This is a genomic window from Algoriphagus sp. AK58, assembly GCF_014324365.1.
Classification (GTDB): Bacteria; Bacteroidota; Bacteroidia; order Cytophagales; family Cyclobacteriaceae; genus Algoriphagus.
The window spans coordinates 57,551-71,610 of the sequence record NZ_QEIG01000008.1; the positions used below are offsets into that span (position 1 = coordinate 57,551).

A 14,060-nucleotide genomic window follows, 5' to 3' on the forward strand; every position below is an offset into this window, starting at 1 on the left:
ACCAGTATTTGTTTGCGATTGTTTTCATAATAGGTGAGCAAATTTAGAAAGGGATTGGAAAAGACAAAGCATCATTTCGGATTTTTCAAAAAAAATAATTTTTATCTGCCATTTTGATAAATGAATGGGTCGAATTTGCTTTCAAAGCAACTGAACCTCAACCAAATGATTTCGTTAAGGCTAACAACTAACAGCCACTCCCATGAAAACCCGTTCTATTTTTCTGCTTTTCGGACTGATGATCCTCTCCTTCCAAGTCAAGTCTCAATCAGCCGCGTCCTGGGAAGTCCCGATGATTGAGGTGAAATACCAGGAATCCGGAGGTGAAAACACGCTGTTGAAAATCGATCCCGGATTTCAATATGCAGATCTTCATTACGATGGGCGTGTTTTCCGCATGTTCTACAATAATGCCAATGGAATTCTAAAAAACGCAAGAATTGTTGACCAAGACTCCAAACTGCAAGTGGCAAGAGGAAAAGGAAGTTACTTTTGGGGAAATGCCCGATTTGAATTTGTGGGAGGAGAAGTTTTCAAATTGAAACGAACACGAAATCGGAATGGGCTTGAGATCATCGGACCTTTTGGGCCTGTTTTCATTGTAGAGAATTTCGGGATTAATCCCGTGAAGCCCCTAAATGAACAAGATTTTCTTGCCCACACCTTTTTTGTATTCGATCAGATAAAAGCTACCCAAAAGCCACCTGCTGATGTGATCTACTACGCAGCACCTGTCACCTCTTTCAATAACAGGAAATGATTGATTAGCTTCGCATAAAAAAGTATGGCCAAAGCAATTTCACAGTATTTCAAGCGGGTATTTGACGATTATCAGGTTTTGGTCATGGTAAACCCGACAGATTTCACCGGGATCGAACTGATTATTCATCCGGATGGCAAAATCGAAAAGACGGATATTCAGGCCGATGAAGAGATTTTTGAGGATTTGGCCGCCGATGAATTCCAGCCTTGCAGCCCATTGGAGTTTCAACTGACGCTGGCGAAGGCTTGATTTAATTATTGGGTACTGCTAGGAGAGTATTACTTTCAACAATCATGAATAAGTCTGACAAAAAAATTTTCTTATTGGAAATTGAAGGTAAAAAGACTGAGTTTGTCTTGGAACTTCTCCAGCACTTCAAATTTGTCAAAGTCAAGTCACTTTCTAAAGATGACGCCAAATTAGTAAAGAGCTTGAAACGATCTTTCGAAGAGCTTAAATTGATCCAAGAGGGTAAACTCAAGGCTACAGACATCAAGGACCTGCTTAATGAATTGTAGAATTACATTTATTAAAGTACCCTGCCTGATAGGTTCAAGTGAATTACTTTTTTAGACTTTCCTTAAGATTTTTCAAAATCAGACTGGACTCAACTTTGTTTCCCACGACATTTTCCTCCAAAAATCAGTCAATCCCTTGACTTGATTCCAATCCTATTGTTTAATTTATAAACATTAAAATGTTTAAATTATTGACATTTTAATGTTTGATGACCTTTGAGGTTTCCAAAAACCTTGAAGGTCTTTACTGCTATGCTGATTCTCTAGAAACAGCATTCACATCAATCCAGTCAGTCCAGCGTCTGGAGACGCAGGACAGCGATGGCTGCACTATCTCGCAACCACAGGGAGCGTATTTCGCGAAGCGTATCTCACGGAGTGTATCTCGAAACCTTCGAGGTGTCAAAAACCTCAAAAGTTTTACCCAATTATAAATCGTACATGTTTATCAACTGCCATTCTCACTTCAGCTTCAAATACGGGACGATGTCTATGGAAGCGCTGATCGCTGAGGCGAAAGGCAAACGACTCGACTCCCTCGCCCTGACCGACATCAACTGCACGGCCGGTGTATTTCCTTTTATCCGTGCTGCACAAAAAGCCGGCATACACCCCGTCATCGGCATCGACTTCCGCAACGGGGTACAGCAGCAATACATCGGCCTGGCGCAGAATCAGGAGGGTTTTTTCGAACTCAATAAACACCTTTCCGAGCATCTGACCCGCAAGCGGGAGTTTAAGTCCAAGGCCCCGGCTTTTGAAAATAGCTTTGTGATCTATCCCTTTTCGGAGAAGGCCTTTCCCCTGCGGGAAAATGAATACGTCGGGGTGCATCCCGCACAGCTCAATAAAGTACTTAACTCACCTTGGTACCGACGAAAGGAAAAACTCGTACTCCTGCAGCCGGCTACTTTTAGCTCCAAGCTCGAGTTCAACGCCCATCGACTTTTGCGCAGCATGGACCTGAATACCTTGCTAAGCAAACTTCCGGCAACAGAACAGGCTGATCCTACGGATCAATTCTATTCCTATGCCGACCTGATTGCCCGCTGCGAAAGCCATAGCTACCTCCTCGTCAATGCCCAAAAACTCCTCGAGCAATGCCAGTTTTCCTTTTACTTCCAAGCGGTCAAAAACCGTAGGGATATTCTCGGCTCGGACTGGGAAGACTTTGACTTTCTCCGACAAGAGACCTTCAAAGGGGCCCTCAATCGCTACCCGAATTTTTCTCCGGAAATCAACAAACGGATAGACAAGGAACTCGAACTCATCCGGCAAAAGGGCTTTGTCTCCTATTTCCTGATCAACTACGACATCGTGACTTTTGCGCAGCACCGCAACTTCTACCACGTGGGCCGGGGCTCGGGTGCCAACAGCATCGTGGCCTACTGCTTGGGCATCACGGACGTGGATCCGATCGAGCTGGACTTGTATTTTGAGCGCTTTATCAACCTGTATCGGGAAAATCCCCCCGATTTCGACATCGACTTCAGCTGGACGGATCGGGATGAGGTGACAGATTATATTTTCCGCAAATACAACGGAAAGCAAGAAGAGCATGTGGCCCTGCTGGGATCTTACAGTACTTTTCAGTACAACTCCATGTTGCGAGAACTCGGTAAGGTCTTTGGCCTGCCCAAGACCGACATCGAGTCGCTGATCCATCACGCCGATAAGGAAGGCTATGAACCCGATCAGTTTGGCAAGTTGATTATCAAATACTCGAAGGTGCTGCACGACATGCCTTCGCATCTGACGATTCACGCCTGCGGAATTTTGATTTCGCATAGGCCGATCCACTACTTCACGGCGACGGATATGCCTCCGAAGGGGTTTCCGCTCGCACATATCGACATGCACACGGCCGAGGACATTGGGCTGCACAAGTTTGACATCCTGAGTCAGCGAGGGCTCGGCCACATCAAGTCGGCTCTGGAAATCATCTACCAAAACCAAGGAGTGAAAGTGGATATCCGCGAAGTGGAGAAATTCAAAAAAGATCCCAAAATCAAGGAACACCTCCGCACCGGACACACCATTGGTGCCTTCTACGTGGAGTCGCCCGCCATGCGCATGCTGCTGGCAAAAATGAAAGCCGACACTTACCTGGAACTCGTGGCTGCCAGCTCCATCATCCGCCCGGGTGTGGCCCGATCGGGAATGATGCGGGAGTATATTTTGCGGCACATCGATGAAGAGAGGAGAAAGCAAGCTCATCCCGTGATGGCAGACATCATGCCTGAGACCTATGGCATCATGGTCTATCAGGAAGACGTGATCAAAGTGGCCCATTATTTTGCAGGGCTGAGTCTGGGCGAAGCGGACGTGCTGCGCAGAGGGATGAGCGGAAAGTCCCGCTCCAAGGATGAATTCCAGCGAGTGAAAGAGAAGTTTTTCGAAAACTGCAAGAAGCTGGGCCGTGAGGAAAAAGTCGCCGCAGAAGTCTGGCATCAGATCGAGAGCTTTGCGGGGTATTCCTTCGCCAAAGGACACTCGGCCTCCTTTGCGGTGGAGAGCTATCAGAGCCTGTACCTCAAGGCCTATTTTCCACTGGAGTTTATGGTCGGCGTGATTAATAACTTCGGGGGATTTTACCACACCGAATTCTATGTGCACGAGCTCCGCATGAACGGGGCCGACATCCAGGCTCCGCATCTGAACGAGAGCGAATACCTGACCCGAATCACAGGAAAAACTGTCTTCCTCGGCTTTATCCACATGAAATACCTGGAAAAAGCCACCGTGGAAAAACTGCTTTCGGAGCGAAGAGCAAATGGGCCTTTTCTGGGTTTGGCAGACTTTGTAGCCCGGGTGGAGATCGGGCTGGAGCAGCTCCTGATTCTGATCCGGATGACCTGCTTTCGGTTTACCGGCAAAACCAAGCAGGAACTGCTATGGGAGGCACATTTTCTTCAGAACAAGAGAAAAGCCGTAGTGAGCACGAATGAGCTTTTCCGCTCAGCCACGACAGAGATCAGCTTTGGCAAAAAGCCTCCACAAGTCCCTGACCTCGACGAAACCGACATTCGACAGGACATCCTCGATCAAATCGATATTTTGGAGTTTCCGCTTGACTCCCCTTTTTACCTGGTCAAGGACCAAAGCGTCCGAGGCATCAAAGCAAGGGAAATGACTCAGTACCTAGGGAAGCAAGTGATGATCTTAGGCTATCTGGTGACTGTGAAATACACCAGAACGGTCAAAGGCGATGTAATGAACTTCGGGACCTTTCTGGATCGGGACGGAGACTGGATCGATACGGTACACTTCCCGCCTGTGGTGAAAAAATATCCATTCAAAGGCCGCGCAATCTACCGGATCGAGGGGAAAGTCGTGGAAGAATTCGGCTTCTACTCGATCGAAGTGGACAAGCTGGAGCGGATGGCGTATTGGAATGCCGCGGATTGAGTTTTTTGCCACAAAGAACACGAAGAATAAAGGAGAGGACTCAAAGGTTTTTGAACAGAGAGTCGTTCAAGAGAAAGAGGGCGCTCACAAAGGGTTTCTTACTTGTAGCCTGTAAGCCACATAGAAAAAGGTTTCCAAGGCGAAAAACTATGTATTTCTATGAGTTTAATGTGGTTTAAAAAAAAGTCCTTTCCCAATGCATAAACATGAATAAAAAAATTGAGGGACAAAGATAAAAATAGGACAAATTACATTATATTAAGAGACAAATTTCCGAAAATCATCATGGCTAAAAAGACCTTAAAAGTAAGCGAGCCCGTAGCAGCCCTTTATCAAAAAGCCAAAATGAGTGTGGAGGACATTCTCCGCCTAGATTTGGCGGACTTGGACGAGCCGCTATCACGGGTGGACACCTTTCGCAGTGGCCTAAACAAAAGTTCCTTCGAGAGTTTTAAAGCACTATCAGGTCTTGACTATGAGACCCTGGCGGATGCTTTGGGTGTCTCCGCCAAGACACTTCAGCGCAAGGAAGTGTTTGACACCGGACAGTCAGAGAAGCTCTACGAGTTGGCAGAGCTGTATGCCATGGGCATTAATTATTTTGGAAGGGAAGGATTCAGACGATGGATGGAAAGGCCGCTTTTTTCCCTCGGCAATCGTACTCCGCTAGATTTGATTGATGTATCGACGGGCATTGACTTGCTCAAGGCAGAGATCATGCGCCTACATCACGGGATCGCTATTTGAGCCGGATGAAAGTCTACAGACTTGCACTAACGCAGTATTGCGATCTGAGCGGCGAAGGTGCCAAAATCTACGGAGGCAGATGGAATCTCCCTGGTCATCCAGCCATCTATGCCGGAGCGAGCATTTCTGCTTCACTTTTAGAAAGGTTAACTATTGATTCTGAGTTGCTTTCATCTGAGCGTTATTTACTTTACTCGGTCATGGAATTCAACATTCCGGAAACTTTGATCTCCTTTCCCAAAATAGAAGAATTACCGATGGACTGGAATCAGATCCCGGCTGTTCGGGGCTCGATGGAGTTTGGAACGAAGTTGTTAAAGACAGGAATTCTCTGCTTTGCAGCTCCCTCGGTGGTAGACCCGAGTTCAGTTAATTTCGTCATCAATCCTCTATCGGAAAGATTCCATACCTTGGAATATAGAATTTACGGGCTCGAACTGGACAAGTGGATTCTAAGATCCACCTAGACTTTTGCAGTCAAAAAGAATGACAGTCAAATTTGGAAACTTTTTATATTGAATTAATTTTCAAAATAAATGCACCAAAATGAAGATCATCCAGACTGCTCTCATTCTCATTTTTACCCTTCTTGTTGTTCCAGTTTTCACTTATTTTTTCGGAATTCCTTTGGGAGAAAAAGAGTGGGAAACGCTTAGCACTCTCATCAAAATTTGCGGTTTTTCCATTGCCTATTGCTTCCTAGTCGGGGAACTCACAAACAACAACAGCCAAGTTGACAAGTATTGGAGTATTCTGCCCATTATCTACGCTTGGGTGATGGCCTACTATGGGGATTTCAGTCCGAGGATGATCCTAATGGCATTTTTGGTAACGGCTTGGGGAGCGAGACTCACCTACAACTTTGCCCGAAAAGGTGCCTATCGATTGAAATTCTGGGAAGGAGAGGAAGACTATCGCTGGGAGATTTTACGAAAAAAACCGGAGTTTCAGCCCCGATGGAAATGGACTTTATTCAACCTGTTTTTTATCTCAGGTTATCAAAATGTTTTAATCCTGCTTTTTACTCTGCCGATGCTCGTGACGATGCAGTTTGATGGGATCCCGTTGGGAGTTTGGGATTTGGTTGTGGCGGCTGGAGTTTTATTCTTTTTGGTAATAGAAACTATCGCTGATGAGCAGCATTGGAAGTTTCAAAGTGAAAAATGGAGACTCATCCGAGAAGGAAAACTACTTCATGGAGATTTTGCCAAAGGCTTTTTGGATAAAGGGCTGTGGGCCATTTCCCGTCACCCCAACTACCTTGGTGAGCAGGGGATTTGGGTTTGTTTTTACTTTTTCTCTGTCGTAGTATCTGCACAGTGGCTCAATTGGTCGATTGTTGGTGCCATGCTCCTGCTGATTCTTTTCCAAGGCAGCTCAAACTTCAGCGAAGAAATCAGTGCCTCCAAATATCCCGAATACAAAAAGTATCAGGCTAGAGTACCTCGGTTTATCCCCGGAACCAAAGGCGAACCTCAACCCAATCCTGCACCGACTGCCTAATCAAGGCCTAAGAGAAGTCAACATCAATCCTTTAAATTCGACCTCTGCCCCTTCTGCCTGAATGGCGATTTGTCCTCTTTGTGCAGTAGCTCCGTAGCCGTCATTGACCAAATCCCCATTGACCCAAACGGTAATTCGGTCTCCCTCACATTTGATTTTCATTCGGTTCCATTCTCCTAGCGGCTTTTCGGAGTCATCGGTAAGGTTGATAATTCTTCGCTCTTTCCCCTCCGAAATGCCCCAGTTTTCTTTTGGACCACGACGCTTTTCCATGTCATCAACTTGGATATCCTCTTGAATACACCAAAAATCCCCGGCATTGCTGTGCATCATTTGGACTTCAATCGACTTGGGGAACATGTCATAAAGGGCTCTTGGTGTAGAAGCATGAACCAAAACTCCACAGTTTCCCGGCTTTCCTGCAAAACGATATTCAAACTCCAGGATATAGTTTTCATAGGTTTTCTCTGAAATCAAATGACCTCCAGGTGTGCCTAAACTTACCAAAAGTCCGTCCCGAACGATGAAGGGTTTTCTCAAACTGCTGTCTTTTTGCAAATCGGGTACATCCATGTACCAACCCTTTAAAGATTTTCCATCAAAAAGTGATACCTGACCAAAGGTCTGAACCGAAAAACATAAAATCAAACAGACAGGGAGTAAGTATCTTTTCATATGCTGGAGGAGTGACTCAAAAGACTAAAAATAGCCTTTTTCTTCAAGTCATCAAGCTAGGGCTTTGCTTTTGAATGCGTTAATCACATCCAATGGAGACTGAATAAGAATGTTTTCCTCATCCTCCAACAAAACTCCCAGCCGGCTCTCCAGTTCAAACAAAATACCTTCCACATAAAAACGGTCTACCGGTATTTCTGAATAAAACTGCATTAATTTTCTTTTCCCAGTGAGAGGAATGCCAAACTCCTGAAATACAGAGATCAATATTTTGGTCTTTTTAATATAGCTCTTCATAAACCTCATTTTTAAAATCAGAATTACGGTCAATCCACACTAGTTGGATTGGGAAAAAGACAAAAAAAATCAGTATCAAAAATGAAGATTAGGGAGTGGGCTCCTTTCTCTTTGGGAAAGAAATAAAAAACAAGGTATCTAAAAAATCACCCTTATGTCGATTTGTAATTATTGACAGAACATGTTTTGAAATTAGGAAATAGAAGAAAAAAGCCTTCTGATATTGAGTCAGAAGGCTTTTTTAAGTTTGGTTAAATTCCCTAAGTTTTTGTCAACAGCTTTATTCGATTTGCAAATTCTGCAACTTCACTTTAATACAACTTTAATATTAGGAAAAACTGCAAAAATCAGAATGAGTAAGTTCCGTCAGGTTTTCTGCATGAATCGACTACTTTCTGCTGAAAGAGCTTATCACTTTTTAGTATATCGTAGAACTCCTTGATAAAAGCCCTCACAGATTTCGCATCAGATTCTGAGAAATACATTTTAGTATCTTCAATTGTCTGAAAGATGGTGGCTTCTTTTTCCAAAAACTCTTTCCTTATTGACTGAAATATCTCCGGATTTCTACAAAAACCCCGATACATCCGATCTGTTATCTTCTCAATACCTACTGCCGAATTAACTTGTGCATACGGAGGATTGACCAATCCAGTCATGTCAAAATCATAAGCCAAGGGAATAATCGTCTTTTCCCCAATAACCATTGCCTTTTGATTATGCTGATACAATCCAGACCAATCGGTATTGCCAATCATCATCTGAAAAAGGTCATGCCTCACCGTGGCAAAGTCTTCCATGATATTTGGCGGGATCTTCTTATTGAGAATCTCTCCGTCAAAGCGTTTGGCAACTTCGTCATCATCTTCTATCAAAATACCCAAAAGTAGGACAGGTTCCGCTTTTTTATCATCCAGATTTGTGAATTCCACGTTTACTAAACGGGTATCAAACGTGTATTCAGTCACTTTTTCGTATAGCTTATAAGCAAGGTATTCTTTACCGAGGAAGCTGTCCGCGGTTTTTGATTTACTGCATGGTAAAACCAGTTTTAGGCTCCTGTTCCCCTGAAAAATCGTCCCCTTTGCTTCATCCTTTTTGAGCTTGATTCGCATGGGGGGATAGAAACAGTTTTCTAATCTAAAGTTCCCTCTTGTTCTTATTTCAAATGGGAAGGTTTGCCAATTTCCCGGTGAAGTCTCAACCGATATCTCAGAATCCATAAAAGTGGAATCATTGGTCTTAGCTTTAATTTCCTTGATCGAAAAACTCATTTTGATGCTAATCGGGGACTCAGAATCGAAGAGCTTTTCTTGAGCTTGAGGAAAAGCTTGTAAGAGACCCAGGAAAATTAAACTAACCGAAAGCAAAATCTCCTTTCTCATATTTCTATTTGTTTGGGTTTTAAAAAACTCTCCTTCAGAAGAGTCCAATCGGCATCTTCCATAAACTTAGTAGAAAACCTTCTTGAAAATTTAACCAAAAATCCCAGCTTTTTAAGTCTATCAAATAAAATCTATGAAGACGCTCAGTTTTTTGGCCTTGCCTCCCAGATTCTCATAAAAAGCATATGTGCCATCCTTCTCGCATGTTCTTTTGCATATTCAGCAACCTCACCTTCGAAAAATCGGTCAATTGTCGAAAACCAAAGTTCCAACCAATTGCCGAAATGTACCTGATCAACAGAATAATCAACTTTTGCATCCACTTCCCGATGCACCTTAGTGGGATTGAATTTGCCTGCGCCGGGACCAGTTTGGAGAAGAATCATCTCCCAGAAATCAGACAAGTGAGCCAAATGAAGATCCCAATCTTCCACGATTTGGTTAAATACCGGCCCTAACAAGTCATGCTGTCTTACTTGATCATAAAATCTTCTGACCAAGAAATCAACCTCTTTTCGGGATTGGATCGGGATTCGGTTCATTTCAATACAGGAGCTAAAACTTCAAATTTGCCGTCAATATTTTCGGGAATGGGTAAGTCCAAAATCTGACATAGGAGCGGATAAATATGAATATTTTGAAAAGGTTCGATCTGAACATCGGATTTAATTTTTGGTCCTTTGGCATAGAAAATACCCCACATTTCCTGATATCTGGGACTAAACCCATGTTCCCCAAATACCTCAGTCTTAAATCTTGATGAATTATTTTGATATCTCATCATACCCCGCTCATCAGCCAAGTAATTGCCTAATTTGGGAAGAATAAGCAGATCCCCTATTCTCTGGGGAAACTTGCTGACATCTGTATAATTTTCATTTTTACTCAGATCATCGATGGTAATGTCTGGAGATCTATCCAAAAGGAGGCGGATCACGCTCGCTTTATCCTCAGGATTTTTCAGATGAAGGTGAGCCAAAGCACCATTGTTGACCACCCTTGCCTCAATCCCTTGAGTCAACTGATCCAAATTAATCAGCTGCTCTTTTTTGACATCAGCCATACCATGGTCGGATACCAAAATGACATGAATCTCCTCCTCAAAGCTTTTTAGCCCTTCAAACAAAGCTCCAAGTTCACGATCCAGACGTGTTAGGGTCTTTTTCAACTCCGCATCATTAGAGGGACCAAATCGGTGACCCGTATCATCCATGTCAGAAAAGTAAAGGGTGATCATGCGCGGGCGATCTTCCTCCGGCAACTGCAACCATTCAAAGACTTTGGCAATGCGCGTTAGGTTGGAAACACTCCCATCGTAATCATAATAATAGGTCGGCCGCACTCCCTGCACTGGTGCTTCCGAACCCACGAAAAAGTAACTGGCGGACTTTATGCCATGTTGCTCTGCCCACACCCAAATCGGTATACCACCATACCAATAGCCATCCTGCACCACCTCGCGATTGCCCATCGTGTAGACTTGATTTTTGAAAGGTTCGTAGAAGGCATTGTCTACCAAACCATGGTGTTCAGGCAGCATTCCTGTAGCAATGGTGTAGTGATTGGGAAAAGTTTTGGATGGGAAAGAAGGAATCAAACCCTTGGCAGCAGTGCCCTCAGCAATAAATCGGCTGAGATTCTCGGGCTGAAAGCGCTCTACGTAATCGTATCGAAAGCCATCGAGTGAAATCAAAATCACGACAGGTTTCTTTTCTTGCGAAAAGGCTATCGAAGCCTGAAAAAGCCAAAACAGAAGTAAGATCCTTCGCATTTTTTATTTCAAAATTACCTATCAAACCTTGGGATGCAATCCTTTTTTTGGAGATTAAGGACAAGTTTCTTCCCCAATGAAAAATATCCCAATCCTGATTCTATTGCTTTTTGGTTCCTGCGTCCAAGCTGAAAAACCTCCTCGCCCCAAGGTGATCCTCACCGATGAGCAGCTGCTTGATACGGTGCAATACTACACGTTCCAATATTTCTGGAAAGGCGCCGAACCCAACTCGGGTATGGCACCGGAGCGGATTCATATCGATGGTGTGTATCCTGACAATGACGCTCATATCATCACCACTGGCGGTACAGGCATGGGCTTGATCGGAATTCTGGGAGCCATTGAGCGCGGCTGGATCAGTCGGCAAGAGGCAGTGGGAAGATTTCAAAAAATGCTGACTTTCCTGGAAAAAGCCGATCGCTGGAATGGCATTTGGCCACATTGGCTGGATGGGAGAACGGGCCGAGTCAAACCCTTTTCTCCAAAAGACGACGGTGCTGATCTGGTTGAGTCAGCTTTTTTGATGCAAGGTCTGCTGGTGGTGAGAGAATATTTCAAAAGCGGAAATGAAGCCGAAAAATCCATTGCAGCAAGAATCGACAAACTCTGGAAAGAGATGGACTGGACCTTCCATACCCAAGGAAAAGATGTCCTTTATTGGCACTGGTCGCCAAGGTATGGTTGGGAGATGAATTTTCCCCTCGAAGGTTACAATGAATGCCTGATCGCCTATGTACTTGCAGCGGCATCTCCAACTCACTCTATTTCCAGCCAAGCCTATCACAAAGGCTGGGCAAGATCAGGTGGAATCCGCGCGACTAACTCAGGAGGTTATGGTTTTCCTTTGCAGCTGAGACACAATGGTGCCGAGCAATTGGGAGGGCCGCTTTTTTGGGCTCATTATTCTTACCTGAGCCTCAATCCCAAAGGACTGAAAGATCAATATGCCGATTATTGGCTGGAAAACGTGAACCAAACTTTGATCAATCGGGCTTGGTGCATCGAAAATCCAAAAAAATTCAAAGGGTATGGAGAAAATCTCTGGGGATTGACGGCTTCGTATTCGATCAATTTCTATGACGCCCATCGCCCAGGAAATGATACGGGAGTCATCTCTCCTACAGCGGCAATTTCCTCGATTGTCTACACGCCCGAAGAATCCATGAAAGTAATCCGAAACCTATACGAAAACTATGGAGAAAAAGTCTTTGGCCCGTATGGATTTTACGACGCAATGAGTCCGGAACATAACTTCTTCCCACAGCGGTATTTAGCGATTGACCAAGGACCGATGGTTTCGATGATTGAAAACTACCGAAGTGGCCTAGGCTGGAAGTTATTCATGCAAATCCCTGAAATTCAAAATGGGCTCGAGAGACTAGGTTTTAGCTATCAAAAGCCCAATTAATCTTGAAAATCCAGACGCATCAAGAAATCATTCTGAATCTCATCTCCAAATGGAAAAGGATGGCTTCCGAAGATCCGGAGGCCATTTTTTTCATAAAATCGGATAGCTCTGGCATTGTGCTCCCAAACGCCCAGCCAGAGGTATTTTTTCTGATGTTGTTTCGCAAAGTAAATGGCCGTATCGAGAAGCTTTTTCCCCAATCCACTTCCCAAATACTCTTCTAAGACATACAACCGAGCAATCTCCAAACTATCCGGATCGTGCACATCTGTCTGCGCAGGCACCAGATTGACTTTGGTGTAGGCGATGATTTCTCCCTCGAGTTCGGCCACAAAAAAGGTGGAAGCAGAATTGGCCAGTTCCTTTTCAAACTGGTTTAAAGTAATAGCTTCCGCAAGGTAAGCGGCTACATTTTCGGGTTTGTTTCCAGCCGTAAAAGCCTGTAAAAAGGCAGTTCGAGCCATATGGAGCAAGTCACCAAGGTCAGCTTGAGTCGCTTTTCGGATGACAGGTTCGGTACTTGGATTTTCCATGTTAGAGTTTCTTGAGTGCTACATCGATTTGGGAGGTGGGAAATTCACCCAAGATAGCACGGTAATTCCCTTTTGGGCTGATCACCACAAAGCTTCTGCAGGGGTAAGGATATTGGAAGAAATTGGACTTGAACACTTCCTCCGGGTCAGGAATCCAGGTCATGATTTCCTTATACTTTTCAAGTCCGTGGGGATTATTGTAAATATATACGGGCGCAGAGGCATTGTGCTTTTCGGCGTAGCGAAGGATGGCTTTGTGGTCATTTGCTAGGTTTTTGGGATCATTTGCCAAGCCCGTGGAATTGCACTCGTCCTTACCTGGATAGTAAACCACAATGAGCGGTCGGCCAGCAGCGAAGTCAGCCTCCCGACCCAACTTTTGATAAAAAAGCCTGGCATCCGTCAAGCCCGACGGCATCCGGTGAACCAGCTTCATGTCCCCTTCCTGATCACCCGGTACACCAAAATACGGCCCGTTCAGGATTTTGTCTTCGTACTCGGTCTTGACAATCCTTCTTCCAAACTCATTGAAATAGGATTGGGAAAACGCCTCACCCACCAAGCAAATCAGCAGAAAAAACAGTAAACACGTTCTTTTGATCATGCTCGCAATTTGAAATGAAAATCCAAGAAAAAAATATACCTCAGTTTCTTATGTATATAAGATTTTGATATATTCGAATTCAAACTTAACACCATGTCAAGCAACGCGCTAATCAAAGGAAGCCTTCAGACCATCATCCTCAAGCTACTCGAGGAAAATGAAAAGATGTACGGCTACGAAATCACCCAAAAAGTGAAGGAGCTCACCGCCGGCGAGATCAAAATCACCGAGGGCGCCCTCTACCCTGCCTTGCACAAGCTAGAAGCCGAAGGACTCCTGACCACAGAAATCCAGCAAGTAGACAATCGGGTGAGGAAATACTACAGCCTGACCAAAGACGGGCAAAAGGAAGTGAGCTTCAAGCTGGCCGAGCTCCAGTCATTTGTAGAAAGCATGCAGCGCATCATCAATCCGGGATTGAAGCCGGAATTGGGAATTTAATTTT

The 14,060-nt window shown here is 44.5% G+C and carries 16 protein-coding genes; 9 read left to right on the top strand and 7 right to left on the bottom strand.

Features of this window, described 5'->3' with window-relative positions; translation table 11 throughout:
- Window positions 1-202 precede the first annotated feature (202 nt).
- The 7 genes from DDT91_RS07145 (at window position 203) to DDT91_RS07175 (ending at window position 6,939) form a co-directional block, all read left to right on the top strand.
- Window positions 203-760 (top strand): hypothetical protein, encoded by a 558-nt coding sequence (locus DDT91_RS07145; protein WP_111391965.1) that lies wholly within the window; start codon window positions 203-205, stop codon window positions 758-760.
- A 24-nt stretch (window positions 761-784) separates the two neighbouring features.
- The gene (locus DDT91_RS07150; RefSeq protein WP_187175461.1) at window positions 785-1,012 is read left to right on the top strand and encodes a hypothetical protein; all 228 of its coding nucleotides are present in this window, start codon (window positions 785-787) and stop codon (window positions 1,010-1,012) included.
- Between the two features lie 44 nt (window positions 1,013-1,056).
- On the top strand, window positions 1,057-1,281 hold the full coding sequence (locus DDT91_RS07155) for a hypothetical protein (protein ID WP_187176154.1): 225 nt from the start codon (window positions 1,057-1,059) through the stop codon (window positions 1,279-1,281).
- Between the two features lie 441 nt (window positions 1,282-1,722).
- Window positions 1,723-4,689: a DNA polymerase III subunit alpha gene (locus DDT91_RS07160; RefSeq protein ID WP_187175462.1), complete on the top strand. Its 2,967-nt coding sequence runs from the start codon at window positions 1,723-1,725 to the stop codon at window positions 4,687-4,689.
- Between the two features lie 285 nt (window positions 4,690-4,974).
- Entirely contained in the window at window positions 4,975-5,436 is a 462-nt protein-coding gene (locus DDT91_RS07165) for an antitoxin Xre/MbcA/ParS toxin-binding domain-containing protein (protein WP_187175463.1), read from the top strand.
- A 5-nt stretch (window positions 5,437-5,441) separates the two neighbouring features.
- A complete protein-coding gene (locus tag DDT91_RS07170) occupies window positions 5,442-5,903 on the top strand; it encodes an RES family NAD+ phosphorylase (RefSeq protein ID WP_187175464.1) in 462 nt (153 codons plus the stop codon).
- Window positions 5,904-5,982: 79 nt separating this feature from the next.
- Window positions 5,983-6,939, top strand: coding sequence for a DUF1295 domain-containing protein (locus tag DDT91_RS07175; protein ID WP_187175465.1), 957 nt, complete (start codon window positions 5,983-5,985; stop codon window positions 6,937-6,939).
- Here the strand turns inward: DDT91_RS07175 and DDT91_RS07180 are convergent, their stop codons facing one another.
- The 5 genes from DDT91_RS07180 to DDT91_RS07200 all read right to left on the bottom strand — a co-directional run bounded on the left by DDT91_RS07180 (window position 6,940) and on the right by DDT91_RS07200 (window position 11,067).
- Window positions 6,940-7,614 (bottom strand): DUF1080 domain-containing protein, encoded by a 675-nt coding sequence (locus DDT91_RS07180; RefSeq protein ID WP_187175466.1) that lies wholly within the window; start codon window positions 7,612-7,614, stop codon window positions 6,940-6,942. It abuts the gene before it with no gap.
- 51 nt (window positions 7,615-7,665) lie between these two features.
- On the bottom strand, window positions 7,666-7,911 hold the full coding sequence (locus DDT91_RS07185; protein WP_187175467.1) for an acyl carrier protein: 246 nt from the start codon (window positions 7,909-7,911) through the stop codon (window positions 7,666-7,668).
- Between the two features lie 347 nt (window positions 7,912-8,258).
- Window positions 8,259-9,026, bottom strand: coding sequence for a hypothetical protein (locus DDT91_RS07190; protein ID WP_187175468.1), 768 nt, complete (start codon window positions 9,024-9,026; stop codon window positions 8,259-8,261).
- Window positions 9,027-9,439: 413 nt separating this feature from the next.
- Window positions 9,440-9,838, bottom strand: coding sequence for a group III truncated hemoglobin (locus DDT91_RS07195; RefSeq protein WP_187175469.1), 399 nt, complete (start codon window positions 9,836-9,838; stop codon window positions 9,440-9,442).
- Complete coding sequence (locus DDT91_RS07200) at window positions 9,835-11,067, bottom strand: ectonucleotide pyrophosphatase/phosphodiesterase (protein WP_187175470.1); 1,233 nt, start codon at window positions 11,065-11,067, stop codon at window positions 9,835-9,837. The genes DDT91_RS07195 and DDT91_RS07200 overlap by 4 nt, the downstream gene beginning before the upstream one ends.
- Before the next feature lie 76 nt (window positions 11,068-11,143).
- Here DDT91_RS07200 and DDT91_RS07205 point away from each other — a divergent pair, with 76 nt between their 5' ends.
- Window positions 11,144-12,478: a glucoamylase family protein gene (locus DDT91_RS07205; protein WP_187175471.1), complete on the top strand. Its 1,335-nt coding sequence runs from the start codon at window positions 11,144-11,146 to the stop codon at window positions 12,476-12,478.
- On the opposite strand, the gene DDT91_RS07210 is transcribed toward DDT91_RS07205, so the two are convergent.
- Together DDT91_RS07210 and DDT91_RS07215 are read right to left on the bottom strand one after the other, a co-directional pair.
- Window positions 12,475-13,011: a GNAT family N-acetyltransferase gene (locus DDT91_RS07210; protein ID WP_187175472.1), complete on the bottom strand. Its 537-nt coding sequence runs from the start codon at window positions 13,009-13,011 to the stop codon at window positions 12,475-12,477. The two genes, DDT91_RS07205 and DDT91_RS07210, sit on opposite strands and share 4 nt — an antisense overlap.
- A 1-nt stretch (window position 13,012) precedes the next feature.
- Window positions 13,013-13,615 (bottom strand): hypothetical protein, encoded by a 603-nt coding sequence (locus DDT91_RS07215; protein WP_187175473.1) that lies wholly within the window; start codon window positions 13,613-13,615, stop codon window positions 13,013-13,015.
- A 93-nt stretch (window positions 13,616-13,708) separates the two neighbouring features.
- Between DDT91_RS07215 and DDT91_RS07220 the strand changes: the two genes are divergently transcribed.
- A complete protein-coding gene (locus DDT91_RS07220) occupies window positions 13,709-14,056 on the top strand; it encodes a PadR family transcriptional regulator (protein ID WP_187175474.1) in 348 nt (115 codons plus the stop codon).
- Window positions 14,057-14,060 lie beyond the last annotated feature (4 nt).

Excerpts from the sequence above, each read along its gene's own strand:
- DDT91_RS07185 (WP_187175467.1), bottom strand. The coding sequence starts at position 7,911 with ATGAAGAGCTATATTAAAAAGACCAAAATATTGATCTCTGTATTTCAG.
- DDT91_RS07165 (WP_187175463.1), top strand. The coding sequence starts at position 4,975 with ATGGCTAAAAAGACCTTAAAAGTAAGCGAGCCCGTAGCAGCCCTTTAT.
- DDT91_RS07155 (WP_187176154.1), top strand. The coding sequence starts at position 1,057 with ATGAATAAGTCTGACAAAAAAATTTTCTTATTGGAAATTGAAGGTAAA.
- DDT91_RS07200 (WP_187175470.1), bottom strand. The coding sequence starts at position 11,067 with ATGCGAAGGATCTTACTTCTGTTTTGGCTTTTTCAGGCTTCGATAGCC.
- DDT91_RS07180 (WP_187175466.1), bottom strand. The coding sequence starts at position 7,614 with ATGAAAAGATACTTACTCCCTGTCTGTTTGATTTTATGTTTTTCGGTT.
- DDT91_RS07210 (WP_187175472.1), bottom strand. The coding sequence starts at position 13,011 with ATGGAAAATCCAAGTACCGAACCTGTCATCCGAAAAGCGACTCAAGCT.
- DDT91_RS07190 (WP_187175468.1), bottom strand. The coding sequence starts at position 9,026 with ATGCGAATCAAGCTCAAAAAGGATGAAGCAAAGGGGACGATTTTTCAG.
- DDT91_RS07175 (WP_187175465.1), top strand. The coding sequence starts at position 5,983 with ATGAAGATCATCCAGACTGCTCTCATTCTCATTTTTACCCTTCTTGTT.
- DDT91_RS07145 (WP_111391965.1), top strand. The coding sequence starts at position 203 with ATGAAAACCCGTTCTATTTTTCTGCTTTTCGGACTGATGATCCTCTCC.
- DDT91_RS07215 (WP_187175473.1), bottom strand. The coding sequence starts at position 13,615 with ATGATCAAAAGAACGTGTTTACTGTTTTTTCTGCTGATTTGCTTGGTG.
- DDT91_RS07160 (WP_187175462.1), top strand. The coding sequence starts at position 1,723 with ATGTTTATCAACTGCCATTCTCACTTCAGCTTCAAATACGGGACGATG.
- DDT91_RS07170 (WP_187175464.1), top strand. The coding sequence starts at position 5,442 with ATGAAAGTCTACAGACTTGCACTAACGCAGTATTGCGATCTGAGCGGC.
- DDT91_RS07150 (WP_187175461.1), top strand. The coding sequence starts at position 785 with ATGGCCAAAGCAATTTCACAGTATTTCAAGCGGGTATTTGACGATTAT.
- DDT91_RS07195 (WP_187175469.1), bottom strand. The coding sequence starts at position 9,838 with ATGAACCGAATCCCGATCCAATCCCGAAAAGAGGTTGATTTCTTGGTC.
- DDT91_RS07220 (WP_187175474.1), top strand. The coding sequence starts at position 13,709 with ATGTCAAGCAACGCGCTAATCAAAGGAAGCCTTCAGACCATCATCCTC.
- DDT91_RS07205 (WP_187175471.1), top strand. The coding sequence starts at position 11,144 with ATGAAAAATATCCCAATCCTGATTCTATTGCTTTTTGGTTCCTGCGTC.